Raw genomic sequence first — 14,688 nt, 5'->3', positions numbered from 1 at the left:
AAGCAGTGAGTTCATTTGATAAGACAATGAAGTTTAACTTCTCTGATGATTCAGCTGAAACCAATGTGAATGAAGTGCTCATAACAGTTTATGACGCACTCCAAGAAAAAGGATACAACCCGATCAATCAAATTGTCGGATACTTGCTGTCAGGCGACCCTGCTTATATTCCAAGACATCAGGATGCACGCAACCTAATTCGTAAACTAGAACGAGACGAATTAATTGAGGAATTGGTTAAATCGTACTTAGAGACACATAAAGAGGCGTAAAACATGAGAATTTTAGGCTTAGATTTAGGCACGAAAACCCTTGGTGTGGCAATCAGTGATGAAATGGGATGGACAGCTCAAGGGATTGAAACCATTAAAATTGATGAAGCAGGCGGAGACTTTGGTCTCAGCCGCCTGTCTGAGATCGTCTTGCAATATGGAACGGATAAAATTGTCCTTGGTTTTCCAAAAAATATGAACGGTACGGTCGGTCCAAGAGGCGAGGCCAGCCAATCATTTGCGAAAGTGTTAGAAAACACGTACAATGTTCCTGTTGTGCTTTGGGACGAGCGTCTGTCAACGATGGCAGCAGAAAAAATGCTCATCTCTGCAGATGTGAGCAGACAAAAGCGTAAAAAAGTCATTGATAAAATGGCGGCTGTTATGATCCTTCAAGGGTATTTAGACAGCTTAAATTAAAATGAGGTGAATCAAATGGAACACGGAGAAAAGCAAATTACAATCGTTGATGATAATGGAAATGAGCAACTTTGCGAAGTACTATTTACTTTTGAAAGCGACCATTTTAACAAATCATATGTTCTTTACTACCCAATTTCTGAACAAGATAACGAAGAAATTGAAATTCATGCATCAAGCTTCACACCAAATGAAGACGGTGAAGATGGCGAATTAGAGCCAATTGAAACGGATGAAGAGTGGGACATGATTGAAGAAACGTTAAATACGTTCTTAGATCAAGAAGACGAAGAAGAATAGAACGAATAAAAGGCCTGTGAACATGATCTCTGTGATCTTTCTTCACAGGTCTTTTTTTACATTCTATATGTAAACTATTATTTGAATTTAGTTGACATATATCACTCGACCTTTTACGCTATTTTTATCAAAAACATCGAGTGAGGGGTATGAAAATTGAAAATTCACGATATGATGCAAATGGCATTAATGACAGCAGTTATTGGGATGTTAGGATTGATTCCGCCTATTTTTCTTGCGTTTACACCTGTACCAATCACAATGCAAACCGCAGGTCTTTTGCTTGCTGGAGGGCTGTTAAAACCAAAGCAAGCGCTGATTAGTTTACTTCTATTTCTTCTAATAGTGGCAGCAGGCGCACCTCTTTTATCTGGAGGGAGAGGCGGAATAGGGGTCTTTTTTGGGCCAAGCGGTGGTTTTTTACTTGCTTATCCAGTGGCTGCCTTTATGATCAGCCTGTGGCTGAACCGGCTGAAGAAAGTGACGGCCTTACGACTATTTTTGATCTATGCGGTATGCAGTATCGGGATATTATATATAGGCGGAATACCCTTTCAAGCCATGATGATGCATATAAAGATCACGCAAGCAGCTCTGTTCAGCGTCATTTATTTACCGGGTGATCTGATCAAAGCAGGGATATGTGCTGTCTTCACGGTGAAAATCATTCAAGCGATGTCATATCGAAAAAGGGACTCACATAGAGGGAGGCGAGCAGTTTGATGAGAATAACGGAAAGCTATGCAGCTCATGCAAAAGTGAACCCAGGTCAGATGGCGATCATAGATGAAAAAGAGAAGATCACTTATGAAGAATGGCATGAGCGTGTGCAGTCATCTGCACAATGGTTAAAAGAAACGCCTCATCAGCAAAAAAGAGTCGCTTTTTTAGTATCAAATGGTGTTCCGTTTCTCCAACTATTTGCTGGCGCAGCTTCTGCAGGATGGACAGCGGTGCCTCTTGATCCGCGGTGGAGTGACAAGGAATGCGCGGAAAAGCTCTTATTAAGCGACGCGGACCTTGTCATTGTGGAAGATCGATATATCAAAAGGATTGAAAAGTACAAGCTGGATATGCCAGTGCTCTCTTTATCTGAATGGAAAGAAAGAATCAGCCTCAGCATAAACGTTCAATCGAACAAAGGTGAACCGGAGGAAGATCCTGCTTTTTATATGGGATTTACTTCAGGATCAACGGGATCGCCCAAAGCCTTTATAAGACGCCAGCAGTCATGGATCGAGAGCTTTCAAATGACAACCTCCGTCTTTGGGATCACACATAAAGATCATGTACTGATTCTGGGCACACTTTTATCCTCTCATTTTTTATACGGTGCGATCAGCACACTTTATTTCGGGGGCACCGTGACATTGTTAGAAAAATTTGTGCCAGAGAAAGCAAAGAAGACCTTAGAAAGAGGAGATATCACGGCTATTTATACGGTTCCGACCATGACAGAATCGTTACTGCAAATGGATGCTTTCGGAAAAAATCCGCTTCTTGTCCTATCGTCTGGTGCAGATTGGGGAAACTCTTCAAAAAAACAGCTCGTCAACCGCTATCCCCGCATCACATTTTTTGATTTTTATGGAACATCAGAATTGAGCTTTGTTTCCTATTTATCTTCAGATGACTTTCTGCAAAAACCTACTTCCGTCGGAAAGCCTTTTCCTTCTATTCAGGTTGAAGTCAGGCGGGCAGATCAAACCGTTTGCAAGCCAAATGAAATAGGGAGAATTTATGTGAAAAGCCCAATGTCTTTTTCAGGCTATTTACAAGATGAAAAGCCGCCCGCAGAGTGGTTGACCGTTTATGATATGGGGTGGCTTGACGAAGATGGTTACTTGTATATGAGCGGTCGCGAGAATGGCATGATTGTCTATGGGGGACTGAATATTTTTCCAGAGGAAATTGAGCGTGTGCTGAATGAACAGCCAGAGGTGAATCGGTCAATCGTGATTGGACTTCCTGATCCATATTGGGGCGAAATCCCTGTTGCCATTATTGAGAATGTACAGCAAACAAAAACCATTCGGCAAGCTGTAAAAGAAACATTAGCGGCATACAAAGTACCAAAAAAATGGCTCGTCACGGACAAAATGATCGAAACATCAGGAGGGAAAATCGCTCGTGCCAGTATGAAAAAGTGGGCGGAGGAACAATTATCATGCAAGCCGTGATCGTACAAGCGAAGCGGACGCCCTTCGGTGAGAAAAATGGAATGTTGAAGGATTACCGGCCAGAGCATCTAGCTGCGCCCTTGATCCAGCATTTTTCAAACGTGACCAAGCCAGATGACATCATTTTAGGCAATGTCGTCGGGGGTGGTGGCAACATTGCCCGTCTGTCCTCGTTAGAAGCAGGGCTTTCATTACATATTCCGGGTATGACCATTGATAGGCAGTGTGCTTCCGGTCTTGAAGCCATTAGAACGGCGTGCATCATGATTCAGTCGGGGGAGGGATCAATGTATATCGCTGGTGGAACGGAAAGCATTTCTCGGTCACCAATGAAAGAAAGGGCCCGCTTTTCTCCAGAGTGGATAGGGGACCCTCATATGGGGGAAGCGGCAGAGCTGACGGCGTCGAGATTTTCAGTTGCGAGACAAGAGCAAGATGACTATGCACTTTTAAGCTGGGAACGAAGTATAACCGCATTCAAGCAAGGAACGTATTCAGAAGAAATTGTTCCGATTAGCGGGATGAGCACAGATGAAGCGGCAGCTAAAATAAGACCGATTGCAAGCTTGATAAAGCGGGCAAAACCTGTCTTTTTACCAGGCAAAGGTACTGTGACTGTGACCAATAGCTGTAAAGAAGCAGATGGTGCAGCTGCCGTCGTTGTGATGGAAAGAGCGGAAGCGGAGGCAAAAGGCTTCAGCCCTATGCTGCGGTATATCGGGAGTGCCGTGACCGCTATGGACCCGCATTATCCTGCTGCTTCACCCATTGATGCAATCAAGAAACTTTTACATAAAGAACAAGTGAAGATAGAAGATGTTGCACTTTTTGAAATCAATGAAGCGTTTGCGCTCAAAGTAGTGCTCATTGCCCGGACACTAGGTATTCCTTATGACCGTATCAATAAAAGAGGCGGTGCGCTTTGTCTTGGGCATCCATATAGCGCCTCGGGAGCTGCTATGATGGTGAGACTGTTTTACGAAGCCCGTGCCTTACCGAATGGAAGCTATGTCATGGCTGCAATTGGAAGTGGGGGCGGTGTCGGTTTAGCCACACTATGGCAAGTTCTGTCATGACATGCATGAGCAAGTAATTGCCGAACTCCGTCGAATCATGTACTATAAAAGCTAGATGTGAGGAGGGCCATGCATGTTTTCAGAACAAAAGAAACGACCATTTTTTAAACGAAAAATGGGGATCGTCCTGTTATCTGTACTTGCTGTGATCATCATTGCAGCATTATCAGGTTTTTTATATGTAAAATCAGCACTCGGGCCGGTCGATCAAAAAAGCAAACAAACCATTAATATTCATATTCCAAATGGGACTTCTGTCAGTGGAATTGCGAGCATTTTAAAAGAAAATGAACTGATTTCAAATGACACGATTTTCACTTACTATGCAAAGTACAAAAAAGCGTCAGGCTTTAAAGCGGGCTATTTTCATCTCAAACAAACAATGGATGCGGATCAGCTGATTCAAAAGCTGACATCTGGCGGGACAGACTACGCATTTCAGCTTGTGATACCTGAAGGGAAACAGTTGTCTGATATTGCAGCCATTATTGCAAACCAGACGAATTTTTCAGCGAAAGAAGTTGAAGCGAAGCTGGATGATCCAGCCTTTATTAAAAAATTGATGAAAAAATACCCGAAAACGGTGACATCACAAGTGAACGGGAAACAAGTCAAGCATCCGTTAGAGGGATATTTATTCCCGGCGACGTATCCGTTTTATCGTGAGGATGAATCACTTGAAACCATCATTGACACGATGATTAAACAAACAGATCAATATGTGAAAACGTACGAAAAGGACATGAAAAAGAGAAAGATGTCCATCCATGATGTCCTAACGATGGCATCCCTAATAGAAATGGAAGCAACCGAAAAAACAGACCGGGCAAAAATCTCAAGTGTGTTTTATAACCGGTTGAAAAAGGACATGCCGCTTCAAACAGATCCAACCGTTCTTTATGCGCTTGGCGAGCATAAGTCCCGTGTTTATTACAAAGATTTAAAAGTGAAATCACCTTATAATACGTATACAAACAAAGGGCTTCCGCCTGGACCTATTGCCAATGCTGGAGAATCTTCTTGGAAAGCAGCACTCCATCCAGAGAAAACAGATTTTGTTTACTTCCTAGCAAAGAAAAATGGCGAAGTCGTCTTTACGAAAACGTTAAATGAGCACAACAAAGCAAAAGCGAAATACATCACAGGCAGCAACTAACGCCCATGTGAGAGGAAAAAGACTGTAGACAATGGTGAAATTGCCTGCAGTTTTTTTCGTTGTTATATCCATTTTATAGGTTCGCAATTACCACATCTTTGTGGTAAAATATATCGGGTTGTTTTTACTTAGATGAACGAAAGATTGACGAGAAAGAGAGCTGCAGCAGGCAGGACTCTTCTTTTTCAGGTCATGAAGGAGCTAGACATATAATGACAATCGAAGATGATCAAATAAATGATTATATTGAAGATTTAATTGAGCCGAGTCCTGATGCCATCGCTCAATTAGAGGAGTATGCGAAAGAGCATCATGTGCCAATCATGGAAAAGGTGAGCATTGAACTGTTATTGCAGCTACTTTCTTTGAAAAAACCGAAGAAGATTCTTGAGGTTGGGACAGCGATTGGTTATTCAGCGATTCGAATGGCAGAAGCTCTGCCAGATGCTGAAATCTATACGATTGAGCGAAATGCGAAACGTTATGAGGAAGCGACACGAAATATTGAAGAATTACATTTCAAAGATAGAATTCACGTGTTTTTTGGCGATGCGATCGAATCAGCTAAAACGGTTCAGACGATGGCGCCCTATGATGTGATCTTCATTGATGCGGCAAAAGGCCAGTATCAACGCTTTTTTGAGCTGTTTGAACCGATGCTGTCCGATGATGGAATGATTATTACAGACAACGTATTATTTAAAGGCTTAGTTGCGACAAATTATGAAGAAGAAATTGAAGATAAACGAAAAAAACAATTAATAGGCAAAATTGATCGATACAATCAATGGCTGATGTCAAATCCTGACTACCAAACGTGTATCATTCCGGTTGGAGATGGGATCGCTATTAGTACAAAAAGAGGTGACCAATCATGAAAAAACCAGAATTGCTTGTGACGCCAAGTAAGGTGTCGGATGTACTGCCGCTCATTGAAGCGGGTGCTGACGCATTTTTAATAGGTGAACAAACATATGGAATCCGTCTTGCAGGTGAGTTTTCAAGAGAAGATGTGAAACAAACGGTTCAAATCGCGCATGCACATCACAAAAAAGTATATGTCGCCATGAATGCGATTTTTCATAATGACCGTGTGGCACTGCTTGGAGATTATTTAACCTTTCTCGATGGGTTAAACGTGGATGGTGTCGTTTTTGGAGATCCGGCAGTGATCATGGCCGCAAAAGAAACAGGTGTCAACTTGAATTTGCACTGGAGTACAGAAACAACTGGGACAAATTATTACACTTGTAACTACTGGGGCAGAAAAGGCGCAACACGTGCTGTTCTTGCCAAAGAACTCAATATGGACAGTGTGATTGATATCAAAGAAAACGCCGAAGTGGAGATTGAAATTCAAGTCCACGGCATGACCTGTATGTTCCAATCCAAACGGACACTTGTTGGCAACTATTTTGAATATCAAGGCAAACAAATGGACGTGGAAGGCAGAAATATGGAAGAAGGTCTATTCCTTCACGACGAGGAGCGTCAAAACAAATATCCTATTTTTGAGGATGAAAATGGCACACACATTATGAGTCCAAATGATGTATGTATGATTGATGAATTAGAAGAATTTGTCGACGCAGGCATTGACTCATTTAAAATTGACGGAATTTTAAAGTCACTTTCTTATATGACAGAGGTGACATCCCTCTATCGAAAAGCCATTGATTTACTAGTGACTGATAAGGAAGCCTATGAAGATCAAAAAGATGAATGGGTGGAGCGTATTGAAGAGATCCAGCCTGTCAACCGCTCAATCGATACAGGATTCTTCTTTAAAGAAACGGTTTATTAAGATAAAAGGAGGCAGAGGAAATGGCACTTTTAAAAGATGGAATTTCTGAAATGATCGATGGAAAACGTGTCATTACAAAAAAACCAGAACTGCTAGCGCCAGCAGGTAACTTAGAAAAACTAAAAATTGCTGTGCATTATGGAGCAGACGCTGTTTTTATTGGTGGGAAAGAATTTGGACTTCGTTCAAATGCAGATAACTTTTCAATCGAAGAAATGGCAGAAGGTGTCGCATTTGCGAACAAATACGGTGCTCGCATTTATGTGACAACGAATATTTTCGCCCACAACGAAAACATGGACGGGCTGGAAGAATATCTTCAAGGGATTGAAGGAGCGGGTGTAGCGGGAATTATTGTGGCTGATCCACTCATCATCGAAACATGCAAACGAGTAGCTCCAAAACTTGAAGTTCACTTGAGCACACAGCAATCTCTTTCAAATTGGAAAGCTGTGCAGTTTTGGAAGGAAGAAGGGCTTGAGCGTGTGGTCCTTGCACGTGAAACAAGCGCTCTAGAGATTAAAGAAATGAAAGAAAAAGTGGATATTGAAATCGAAACGTTCATTCACGGGGCGATGTGTATTGCTTATTCTGGCCGCTGCGTGCTCAGTAACCATATGACAGCGAGAGATTCAAACCGCGGAGGCTGCTGCCAATCTTGCCGCTGGGATTATGACCTTTATAAACTAGAAGGCTCTGAGGAAGCGCCTTTATTCGGTGAAGAAGATGCACCATTTGCGATGAGTCCAAAAGATTTAAAACTCATCGAATCCATACCGCAAATGATCGAAATGGGAATTGACAGCTTAAAGATTGAAGGACGAATGAAGTCCATTCATTATGTAGCAACAGTTGTCAGTGTCTATCGTAAAGTCATTGATGCTTACTGTGCTGATCCAGACAATTTCGTTATTCAACAAGAATGGCTCGATGAATTAGACAAATGTGCCAACCGTGACACGGCTCCTGCCTTTTTTGAAGGTGTACCAGGAACGGATGAACAAATGTTTGGCATTCACGGAAAGAAAACGACCTTTGATTTCGTCGGACTTGTGCTTCATTATGATGAACAAGAACAAATTGTCACATTACAGCAGCGTAATTTCTTTAAAGCTGGCGACGAAGTTGAATTTTTCGGTCCAGAAATCGAAAATTTCACATGCAAGATTGAGACGATTTGGGACGAAAAAGGGAACGAACTCGATGCCGCTCGTCATCCACTGCAAATTGTGAAATTTAAGCTTGATCAAAAAGTATACCCTAGCAACATGATGAGAAAGGGGAAATAACCGGCACATGGGGAAAAAACCAGTGGTGATTGGAATCGCTGGCGGCTCGGGTTCAGGTAAAACGAGTGTCACCAATTCCATTTACGAAAAATTTAAAGGACATTCAATCCTCATGCTTCAGCAAGATTTATATTATAAAAATCAAAGTCATATGCCATTTGAAGAGCGCCTGCTGACCAATTATGATCATCCGCTTGCATTTGACAATGACCTGATGATTGAGCATGTAGAAGCGCTGCTAAAGTACGAGTCCATTGAAAAACCAATTTATGATTTTAAACTAAACACACGTTCAGAAGAGACGGTACATGTTGAACCAAAGGATGTCATCATCGTTGAAGGAATCTTTGCCCTTGAAAATGAACGTCTAAGAAACTTAATGGATATTAAACTGTATGTGGATACAGATGCAGATCTTCGGATCATTCGCCGTATTTTACGTGATACGAAAGAAAGAGGCAGATCGATTGATTCCGTGATTGAACAATATGTATCTGTCGTCAGACCGATGCACAATCAATTCATTGAACCGTCAAAACGATACGCGGATATCATCATTCCAGAAGGTGGACAAAACCATGTGGCCATTGACCTCATGGTGACAAAAATTCAAACGATTCTTCAAAACCGCGGAGAGTAAATGGTGGAGAAGAACAAAGACCTTTACGTTGTAAAGGTCTTTTCAACATCATGCTCTTGTAGTCAATACTTTAGTAATGGCTAGTCTGAAATCATCGATGAGCATTGTAAGAAGCAGCCCCCTGAATAAAAGATTTGATATGATAGGAAAACAATGCTGCGAAATGGAGACAGGAAAATCACGATGGGATGCTGAAAGTTTCAGTTATTCCTGCTTTGTAAAAGTATATTAAAAAAATGACAAACAAATCATCACAAATTTTCAAACAATTCTTGATCAAAATGCAATTTTGTAATAATATAGCATAGACATATCGTACACTGACCATATTATGTATTGGAAGATGGAGAATGGATAAGCTATTCTTCTACATATGATCGAAATGGCCGAACGAGGTACAGGAGCTTCCTGTGCCTTTCCACAGTTTGTGCGATGAAGATAATACATCATCATGAGACCGCTGCTGTTCCTGCCTAATAAAAAGGCATAATAGTTGCATCTAAAAGGGACGCCATGTAAGATGGACTTTTACGAATATGGGACAGAAGGAATGAGGGCCGGAATATGTCCTCATTCTTGTATATTTCAGTCGTCACTCACATGCAGAAAGCTTGTATGATGAGGATTAATAGAAGGAGTGAATGATTCATGGCACAAGAGAAAGTATTTCCAATGACAGAAGAAGGAAAGCGCAAATTAGAAGAAGAGCTTGAATATTTGAAAACGGTTAAACGTAAAGAGGTTGTAGAGCGTATTAAAATCGCTAGAAGTTTTGGAGACCTCTCTGAAAACTCGGAATATGATTCTGCTAAAGAAGAGCAAGCGTTTGTAGAAGGTCGTATTACAACGCTTGATAATATGATTCGTAATGCCAAAATTATTGAAGATGAAGGTAACTCAAATATTGTTTCACTCGGTAAAACGGTGACATTCGTTGAATTACCGGACGGTGAAGAAGAGTCTTATACGATTGTAGGAAGTGCAGAAGCTGATCCGTTTGAAGGCAAAATTTCAAACGATTCACCAATTGCAAAAAGTCTTTTAGGCAAACAAGTAGACGACAAAGTCACTGTTCAAACACCTGGCGGAGAAATGTTCGTCCAAATTGTAAAAATTTCATAATTACGTTTATACGATGAACACCTCGTCCACAATAGGGACGAGGTGTTTTTATGCTGAAAACAAGAAGAATCCAATGGACAGGTGCCATTATTTTTATATTATTGCTCGGTCTCCTATTTAGATTAGCGGAAATTCAGTTGTTTTTCACAGAATCTTTTTCAAAGCTTGATATTAATTTGATCCAAGAAAGTGTCAGGCAGCGGACAGAAGAAGTAGTCATTTCAGACGGACGCGGCGAATTTTTAGATCGAAACGGCGAGGCACTTCTCACAAAGGAAGAGCCAGCGGTCATCATATTTCCATTCCTGCAATATGACCTCCCTCACTTAAAGCAAACCGCTTCTATACTTGAGATGAAAGAAGATGAACTGAAAAGCCAGCTGACAGAAACGAAGAAACCACTCATTTTAAAAGATGATATGACGAAAAAAAAGCTGAAAGACATCAATGATATGAAATATTCAGGTGTTTACGGCGTATATATGAAAGAGAAGGACAAAAAAAGACTTGCCCTCCACACATTAGGTTTCACAAGCGAGAATCCAGAACTCTTGAGAAAGCGTTATCCGGACAAAAAAGAACTTTCAATCCGCACTGAGATCGGTACATTCGGTTTGGAAAGTACATTTGACGAATTTCTATTACCAGAGCAAGACACAAAATTGTTATATCATGTGGACGGAAGGGGAAACCCTTTGTTTGGGATGGACGTCAAATATACAGCAGAAGCTCATTCGTTTTATCCGCTGCAAGTGCAGACAACCATGGACGAAGACATGCAGAGGGAAATGGAGAATGTTCTCAAAGCGCAAGGGGTTGAAAAAGGCGGAGCGGTTCTGCTCGACATTCAAAATAGCAGTGTGCTGGCGATGGCGAGTGTTCCAAATGTGACCAGCAAAAACCGGCATGAGGCAAGAAATTACATGCTGACCGCAATGGCTCCCGGTTCTGTATTTAAAACGGTCGTACTTGCCGCAGCGATTGAAAAAAATTTGAACCAGCCACAAACGATGTATGATTGTCGAAAGAATTTATATGGAGAGCCAGAAGGAAAGCAGGAAGTACTGAATTTGTCTGAAAGCTTTGCGCAAAGCTGTAATTATACATTTGCGACACTCGCTGAGCAGCTCATCCAAACAGATGATCAAATCATTGAAAAGACAGCTTCAAAGCTTGGGCTTGTGGATCGAGCAGGCTGGGAAGGGGATGTATACCATAAGCAGCAATTCAAACAGTTTGATCGTGAAGAAACAGGCAGTGTGTGGGGAGATAAAAGAGACAAGCATGTCAAAAAAGCCATTGCACAAACGGCGATTGGTCAAAAAAATGTCAAAACAACTCCCTTGCAAATCGCCAATATGATGGCAACGATTGCAAGGGGCGGAGAACGAAAAGAAGTGAGAATTGCAGATGAAGTGCTGTATCAAAACGGAACAACGATGCTATCCTTTCAAAACAAACGACCTGATGGTGACAGTATTGACCGCTATACAGCTCAAACCTTGCAAAAGTACTTAAGGCAGGTGGTGACGTCTGACAAAGGAACAGGAAGAAGATTTCAAGACCTGCCGTTCCATATAGCAGGGAAATCAGGCACTGCCCAAACTGGCAGCAAAGATAAACAGGGGAATCCACTTTATCACAAGTGGTTTGCCGGATACTTTCCGGCAGAAAAACCAAAATACGCTCTGGTCGTTGTTCACCTTGATGAGGCAAGTGGCCGGGCTAAGACAAATGAAGCGTTTTATGATATTGTAAAAAAGGTCAATGAAATTGAAAAGAAACAGACATAGAACATCCCTTCATGTCATGTTAGAATAGTAACGACTTAGGGAACAGAGGCAAAGGAGTGCAGAGATTTTGAGTAGAAATTCTCGATTTGAACATCGTGATAAGCGCAGAAAGGCGAATATGGTGCTTAACATATTAATTGGTATCGTTGTGGTGCTTATTTTGGTTGTCGCATCGAGTTTGTTAATTTTTAATAGACCACCGAAAGATGTAGCCAACGAACCATCAAAAACAGCACCTGCATCGAGTGAAAATAAACAAAACTCAGAAGAAGATGTGAAAGATCAAAAGAAAGACACATCAGATGATGCGGATGCGAAAAAAGACGATTCATCTGACAAAAAAGACGATACAAAGAAAACAGATGATGAAGAAAAGCCAAACAAAGATGCGTTAAAAGACGCCACAGAAACAGATGGCGGTAAAACAAGTGACGTAGACAAAACATATGAAAACGATAACTGGGAGCCTGTAGGAACAGAGCAATCGGGATCACATACAGCAACCTATGATGCTAACTCAAAAGACTGGAAAGAAATGATCAAAGCCATGTCCTATGCGACAGGAATCTCAGAAGATCAAATGACTGTTATTTGGTTAGGAAATAACGGAGGACCTCAAGATGCAAAAGGAACCATCCGTGATAAATCAACAGGTGAACGCTACCGTGTAGAAATTACGTGGGTGGACGAAAAAGGCTGGAAACCTGTGAAGGTTGAAAAATTAAAATAAAATAAAAAAGATGCATGCAAAAAGGCTAAAATGAACTTCATTTTAGCCTTTTTCTTCTTTTCAGCGTGATAGAAAACCTTTGCAGTCTAGGAAGGACTAGCACCGGCGCACAGACCTGACTGACTACACGCTGATCTTTTTTATTAGACATTAGATATTCGCTTTAAAATGAACAACCGCTGTATACAAAATCTTATCATCAATGACAGTTGTTTGATGACTTACAGAATGAACAGTCAGCAAGATCGCCTGATTATGTTCAATTTGTTTTTGGATCTTTTGTTCAAGTTCTTTTAAAGACGTTGCTTCAAAAAATTCAATTTTGTCCTTTAAAAAATCCAGTTGAAAATCCATTTCATTCATCCCTCCATGCTCTAGATTCATCATAATCTCTCACATTCAAAAGGGCAAATATTTTTCTACCCCACCCAGTATTTTTTAGTAGGAAAGAATCAGAAGATGTGGTAGGATAAGAACTGTTCGACGGAATAAAACATACTATACGGATAGGAATAAATAGATAAAGTGGAGGGAAAGAAAAATGGGACGTGAGTTTCTTTCTTTATTTGATCATTGGGCTGAATCTTATGATGACACTGTAAGTGGTCATGACGAGCAGTATAAAGAAGTGTTTCACCGGTATCCGGTCATTCTAAAAGAGATTACTCGCCGTGCAGGTCAACATGTCATTGAGTTTGGAAGCGGCACAGGAAACCTAACAGCGGCACTGCTTCAAGCAGATAAGAAAGTGTTTGGCGTTGAACCTTCAGAGGCCATGAAGAAAGCGGCTCTTCAAAAAGGAATACCAAATGTATTTCATGACGGGGATTTTTTATCGTTTCCAGCTCCACCTTTTGAGCCAGATACGATCGTCAGTTCATATGCTTTCCATCATTTAACGGACGACGAAAAAAAACAAGCCATCCACACCTATGGCAACATCCTTCCCTCAGGTGGTAAAATAGTCTTTGCTGATACAATGTTTCAAAATCAAGCAGCACATCAAGCTGAAACGAACAAAGCGAAAGCCGCTGGATTCGATCAGCTTGCAGAGGATTTAGAAACGGAATATTATCCATCCATAGGTGTGTTAAAGCAAATCTTTGAAGAAGAAGGTTTTAGCACATCTTTTCATCAAATGAATGATTTTGTGTGGATCGTAGAAGCGAAGAAAAGGGAATGAAAGGATGTTTTTGATTTGAAAATCGCAGTGATAGGTGCAATGGAAGAAGAAGTGACGATTTTAAGAGACCAACTAAAGAATGCCACACAAGAAAACATCGCTGGGTGTGAATTTACAACAGGTGTTTATGAAGATAAAGAAGTGATTTTATTAAAATCAGGGATTGGAAAAGTGAATGCAGCGGTCAGCACAACACTTCTGCTTGACCGCTTTCAGCCAGATTATGTGATCAATACAGGATCAGCTGGCGGTTTCCATCACTCATTAAATGTAGGTGATATTGTCATCTCTACTGATATTAGACATCATGATGTGGACGTGACGATCTTTAATTACGAATATGGACAAGTGCCAGGATTACCAGCTGCTTTCATCGCAGATGATCAGCTTGTGAAGCTGGCAGAGGAATCTGCTTCAGAAATCGATCATATTCAAGTGGCAAAAGGAACGATTGCAACAGGAGATTCATTTATGGATGATCCTGGTCGTGTCGCGTTTGTGAGAGAGAAATTTCCAGAGCTGTATGCAGTGGAAATGGAGGCAGCTGCAGTTGCGCAAGTTTGCCATCTATTTGAAACGCCATTTGTGGTCGTTCGAGCGTTGTCAGATATTGCTGGGAAAGAATCCAATATCTCTTTTGATCAATTTCTAGAGCAAGCAGCGATTCACTCAACAGACCTTGTCCTGCGTATGATAAAGCAAACACAATAAAAGAAGGGGTTT

General features: G+C 41.2%; 17 protein-coding genes. 16 read left to right on the top strand and 1 reads right to left on the bottom strand.

Translation table 11 applies throughout. The features are described 5' to 3' along the window. Positions 1–5: 5 nt before the first annotated feature. The 14 genes from ABG082_RS12265 to ABG082_RS12200 all read left to right on the top strand — a co-directional run bounded on the left by ABG082_RS12265 (position 6) and on the right by ABG082_RS12200 (position 12,782). On the top strand, positions 6–272 hold the full coding sequence (locus ABG082_RS12265; RefSeq protein ID WP_024718370.1) for an IreB family regulatory phosphoprotein: 267 nt from the start codon (positions 6–8) through the stop codon (positions 270–272). A 3-nt stretch (positions 273–275) separates the two neighbouring features. Continuing rightward, positions 276–692: a Holliday junction resolvase RuvX gene (ruvX, locus tag ABG082_RS12260; RefSeq protein ID WP_017367695.1), complete on the top strand. Its 417-nt coding sequence runs from the start codon at positions 276–278 to the stop codon at positions 690–692. Positions 693–707: 15 nt separating this feature from the next. Then, positions 708–992, top strand: coding sequence for a DUF1292 domain-containing protein (locus tag ABG082_RS12255; protein WP_017358102.1), 285 nt, complete (start codon positions 708–710; stop codon positions 990–992). Positions 993–1,148: 156 nt separating this feature from the next. Continuing rightward, complete coding sequence (locus ABG082_RS12250; protein WP_250026169.1) at positions 1,149–1,715, top strand: biotin transporter BioY; 567 nt, start codon at positions 1,149–1,151, stop codon at positions 1,713–1,715. Next, complete coding sequence (locus ABG082_RS12245; RefSeq protein ID WP_348936139.1) at positions 1,715–3,172, top strand: acyl-CoA synthetase; 1,458 nt, start codon at positions 1,715–1,717, stop codon at positions 3,170–3,172. Before ABG082_RS12250 ends, ABG082_RS12245 begins: the two co-directional genes overlap by 1 nt. After that, a complete protein-coding gene (locus tag ABG082_RS12240) occupies positions 3,160–4,248 on the top strand; it encodes an acetyl-CoA C-acyltransferase (RefSeq protein WP_019743021.1) in 1,089 nt (362 codons plus the stop codon). Before ABG082_RS12245 ends, ABG082_RS12240 begins: the two co-directional genes overlap by 13 nt. 73 nt (positions 4,249–4,321) lie before the next feature. Then, a complete protein-coding gene (gene mltG / locus ABG082_RS12235) occupies positions 4,322–5,404 on the top strand; it encodes an endolytic transglycosylase MltG (protein ID WP_035701691.1) in 1,083 nt (360 codons plus the stop codon). A 212-nt stretch (positions 5,405–5,616) separates the two neighbouring features. After that, the gene (locus tag ABG082_RS12230; RefSeq protein ID WP_008342672.1) at positions 5,617–6,282 is read left to right on the top strand and encodes an O-methyltransferase; all 666 of its coding nucleotides are present in this window, start codon (positions 5,617–5,619) and stop codon (positions 6,280–6,282) included. Then, complete coding sequence (locus ABG082_RS12225; protein ID WP_017367690.1) at positions 6,279–7,208, top strand: peptidase U32 family protein; 930 nt, start codon at positions 6,279–6,281, stop codon at positions 7,206–7,208. The genes ABG082_RS12230 and ABG082_RS12225 overlap by 4 nt, the downstream gene beginning before the upstream one ends. A gap of 20 nt (positions 7,209–7,228) precedes the next feature. Then, entirely contained in the window at positions 7,229–8,497 is a 1,269-nt protein-coding gene (locus ABG082_RS12220; protein WP_159144954.1) for a U32 family peptidase, read from the top strand. 7 nt (positions 8,498–8,504) lie between these two features. Then, complete coding sequence (udk, locus tag ABG082_RS12215) at positions 8,505–9,137, top strand: uridine kinase (RefSeq protein ID WP_007501435.1); 633 nt, start codon at positions 8,505–8,507, stop codon at positions 9,135–9,137. 648 nt (positions 9,138–9,785) lie between these two features. Further along, a complete protein-coding gene (gene greA / locus ABG082_RS12210; RefSeq protein ID WP_007501433.1) occupies positions 9,786–10,259 on the top strand; it encodes a transcription elongation factor GreA in 474 nt (157 codons plus the stop codon). 50 nt (positions 10,260–10,309) lie between these two features. After that, a complete protein-coding gene (locus tag ABG082_RS12205) occupies positions 10,310–12,052 on the top strand; it encodes a penicillin-binding protein 2 (protein WP_348936138.1) in 1,743 nt (580 codons plus the stop codon). A 67-nt stretch (positions 12,053–12,119) separates the two neighbouring features. Beyond that, complete coding sequence (locus tag ABG082_RS12200; RefSeq protein WP_048001797.1) at positions 12,120–12,782, top strand: YrrS family protein; 663 nt, start codon at positions 12,120–12,122, stop codon at positions 12,780–12,782. Positions 12,783–12,932: 150 nt separating this feature from the next. Here the strand turns inward: ABG082_RS12200 and ABG082_RS12195 are convergent, their stop codons facing one another. Further along, positions 12,933–13,136 (bottom strand): YrzA family protein, encoded by a 204-nt coding sequence (locus ABG082_RS12195; RefSeq protein ID WP_052320851.1) that lies wholly within the window; start codon positions 13,134–13,136, stop codon positions 12,933–12,935. Between the two features lie 187 nt (positions 13,137–13,323). Between ABG082_RS12195 and ABG082_RS12190 the strand changes: the two genes are divergently transcribed. Continuing rightward, positions 13,324–13,965 carry a class I SAM-dependent methyltransferase gene (locus tag ABG082_RS12190; RefSeq protein ID WP_113767035.1) on the top strand — a complete coding sequence of 214 codons (642 nt, stop codon included), beginning with the start codon at positions 13,324–13,326 and terminating at the stop codon, positions 13,963–13,965. 15 nt (positions 13,966–13,980) lie between these two features. Next, complete coding sequence (gene mtnN, locus ABG082_RS12185; RefSeq protein ID WP_113767034.1) at positions 13,981–14,676, top strand: 5'-methylthioadenosine/S-adenosylhomocysteine nucleosidase; 696 nt, start codon at positions 13,981–13,983, stop codon at positions 14,674–14,676. Positions 14,677–14,688: the final 12 nt, after the last annotated feature.

Origin of the sequence: Bacillus sp. BS1807G30, from assembly GCF_040047675.1 — a bacterium.
GTDB classification, from domain to species: Bacteria; Bacillota; Bacilli; order Bacillales; family Bacillaceae; genus Bacillus; species Bacillus altitudinis.
The sequence above is the reverse complement of the archived record's forward strand: the minus strand, read 5'-3'. Positions and strand labels throughout refer to the sequence as shown.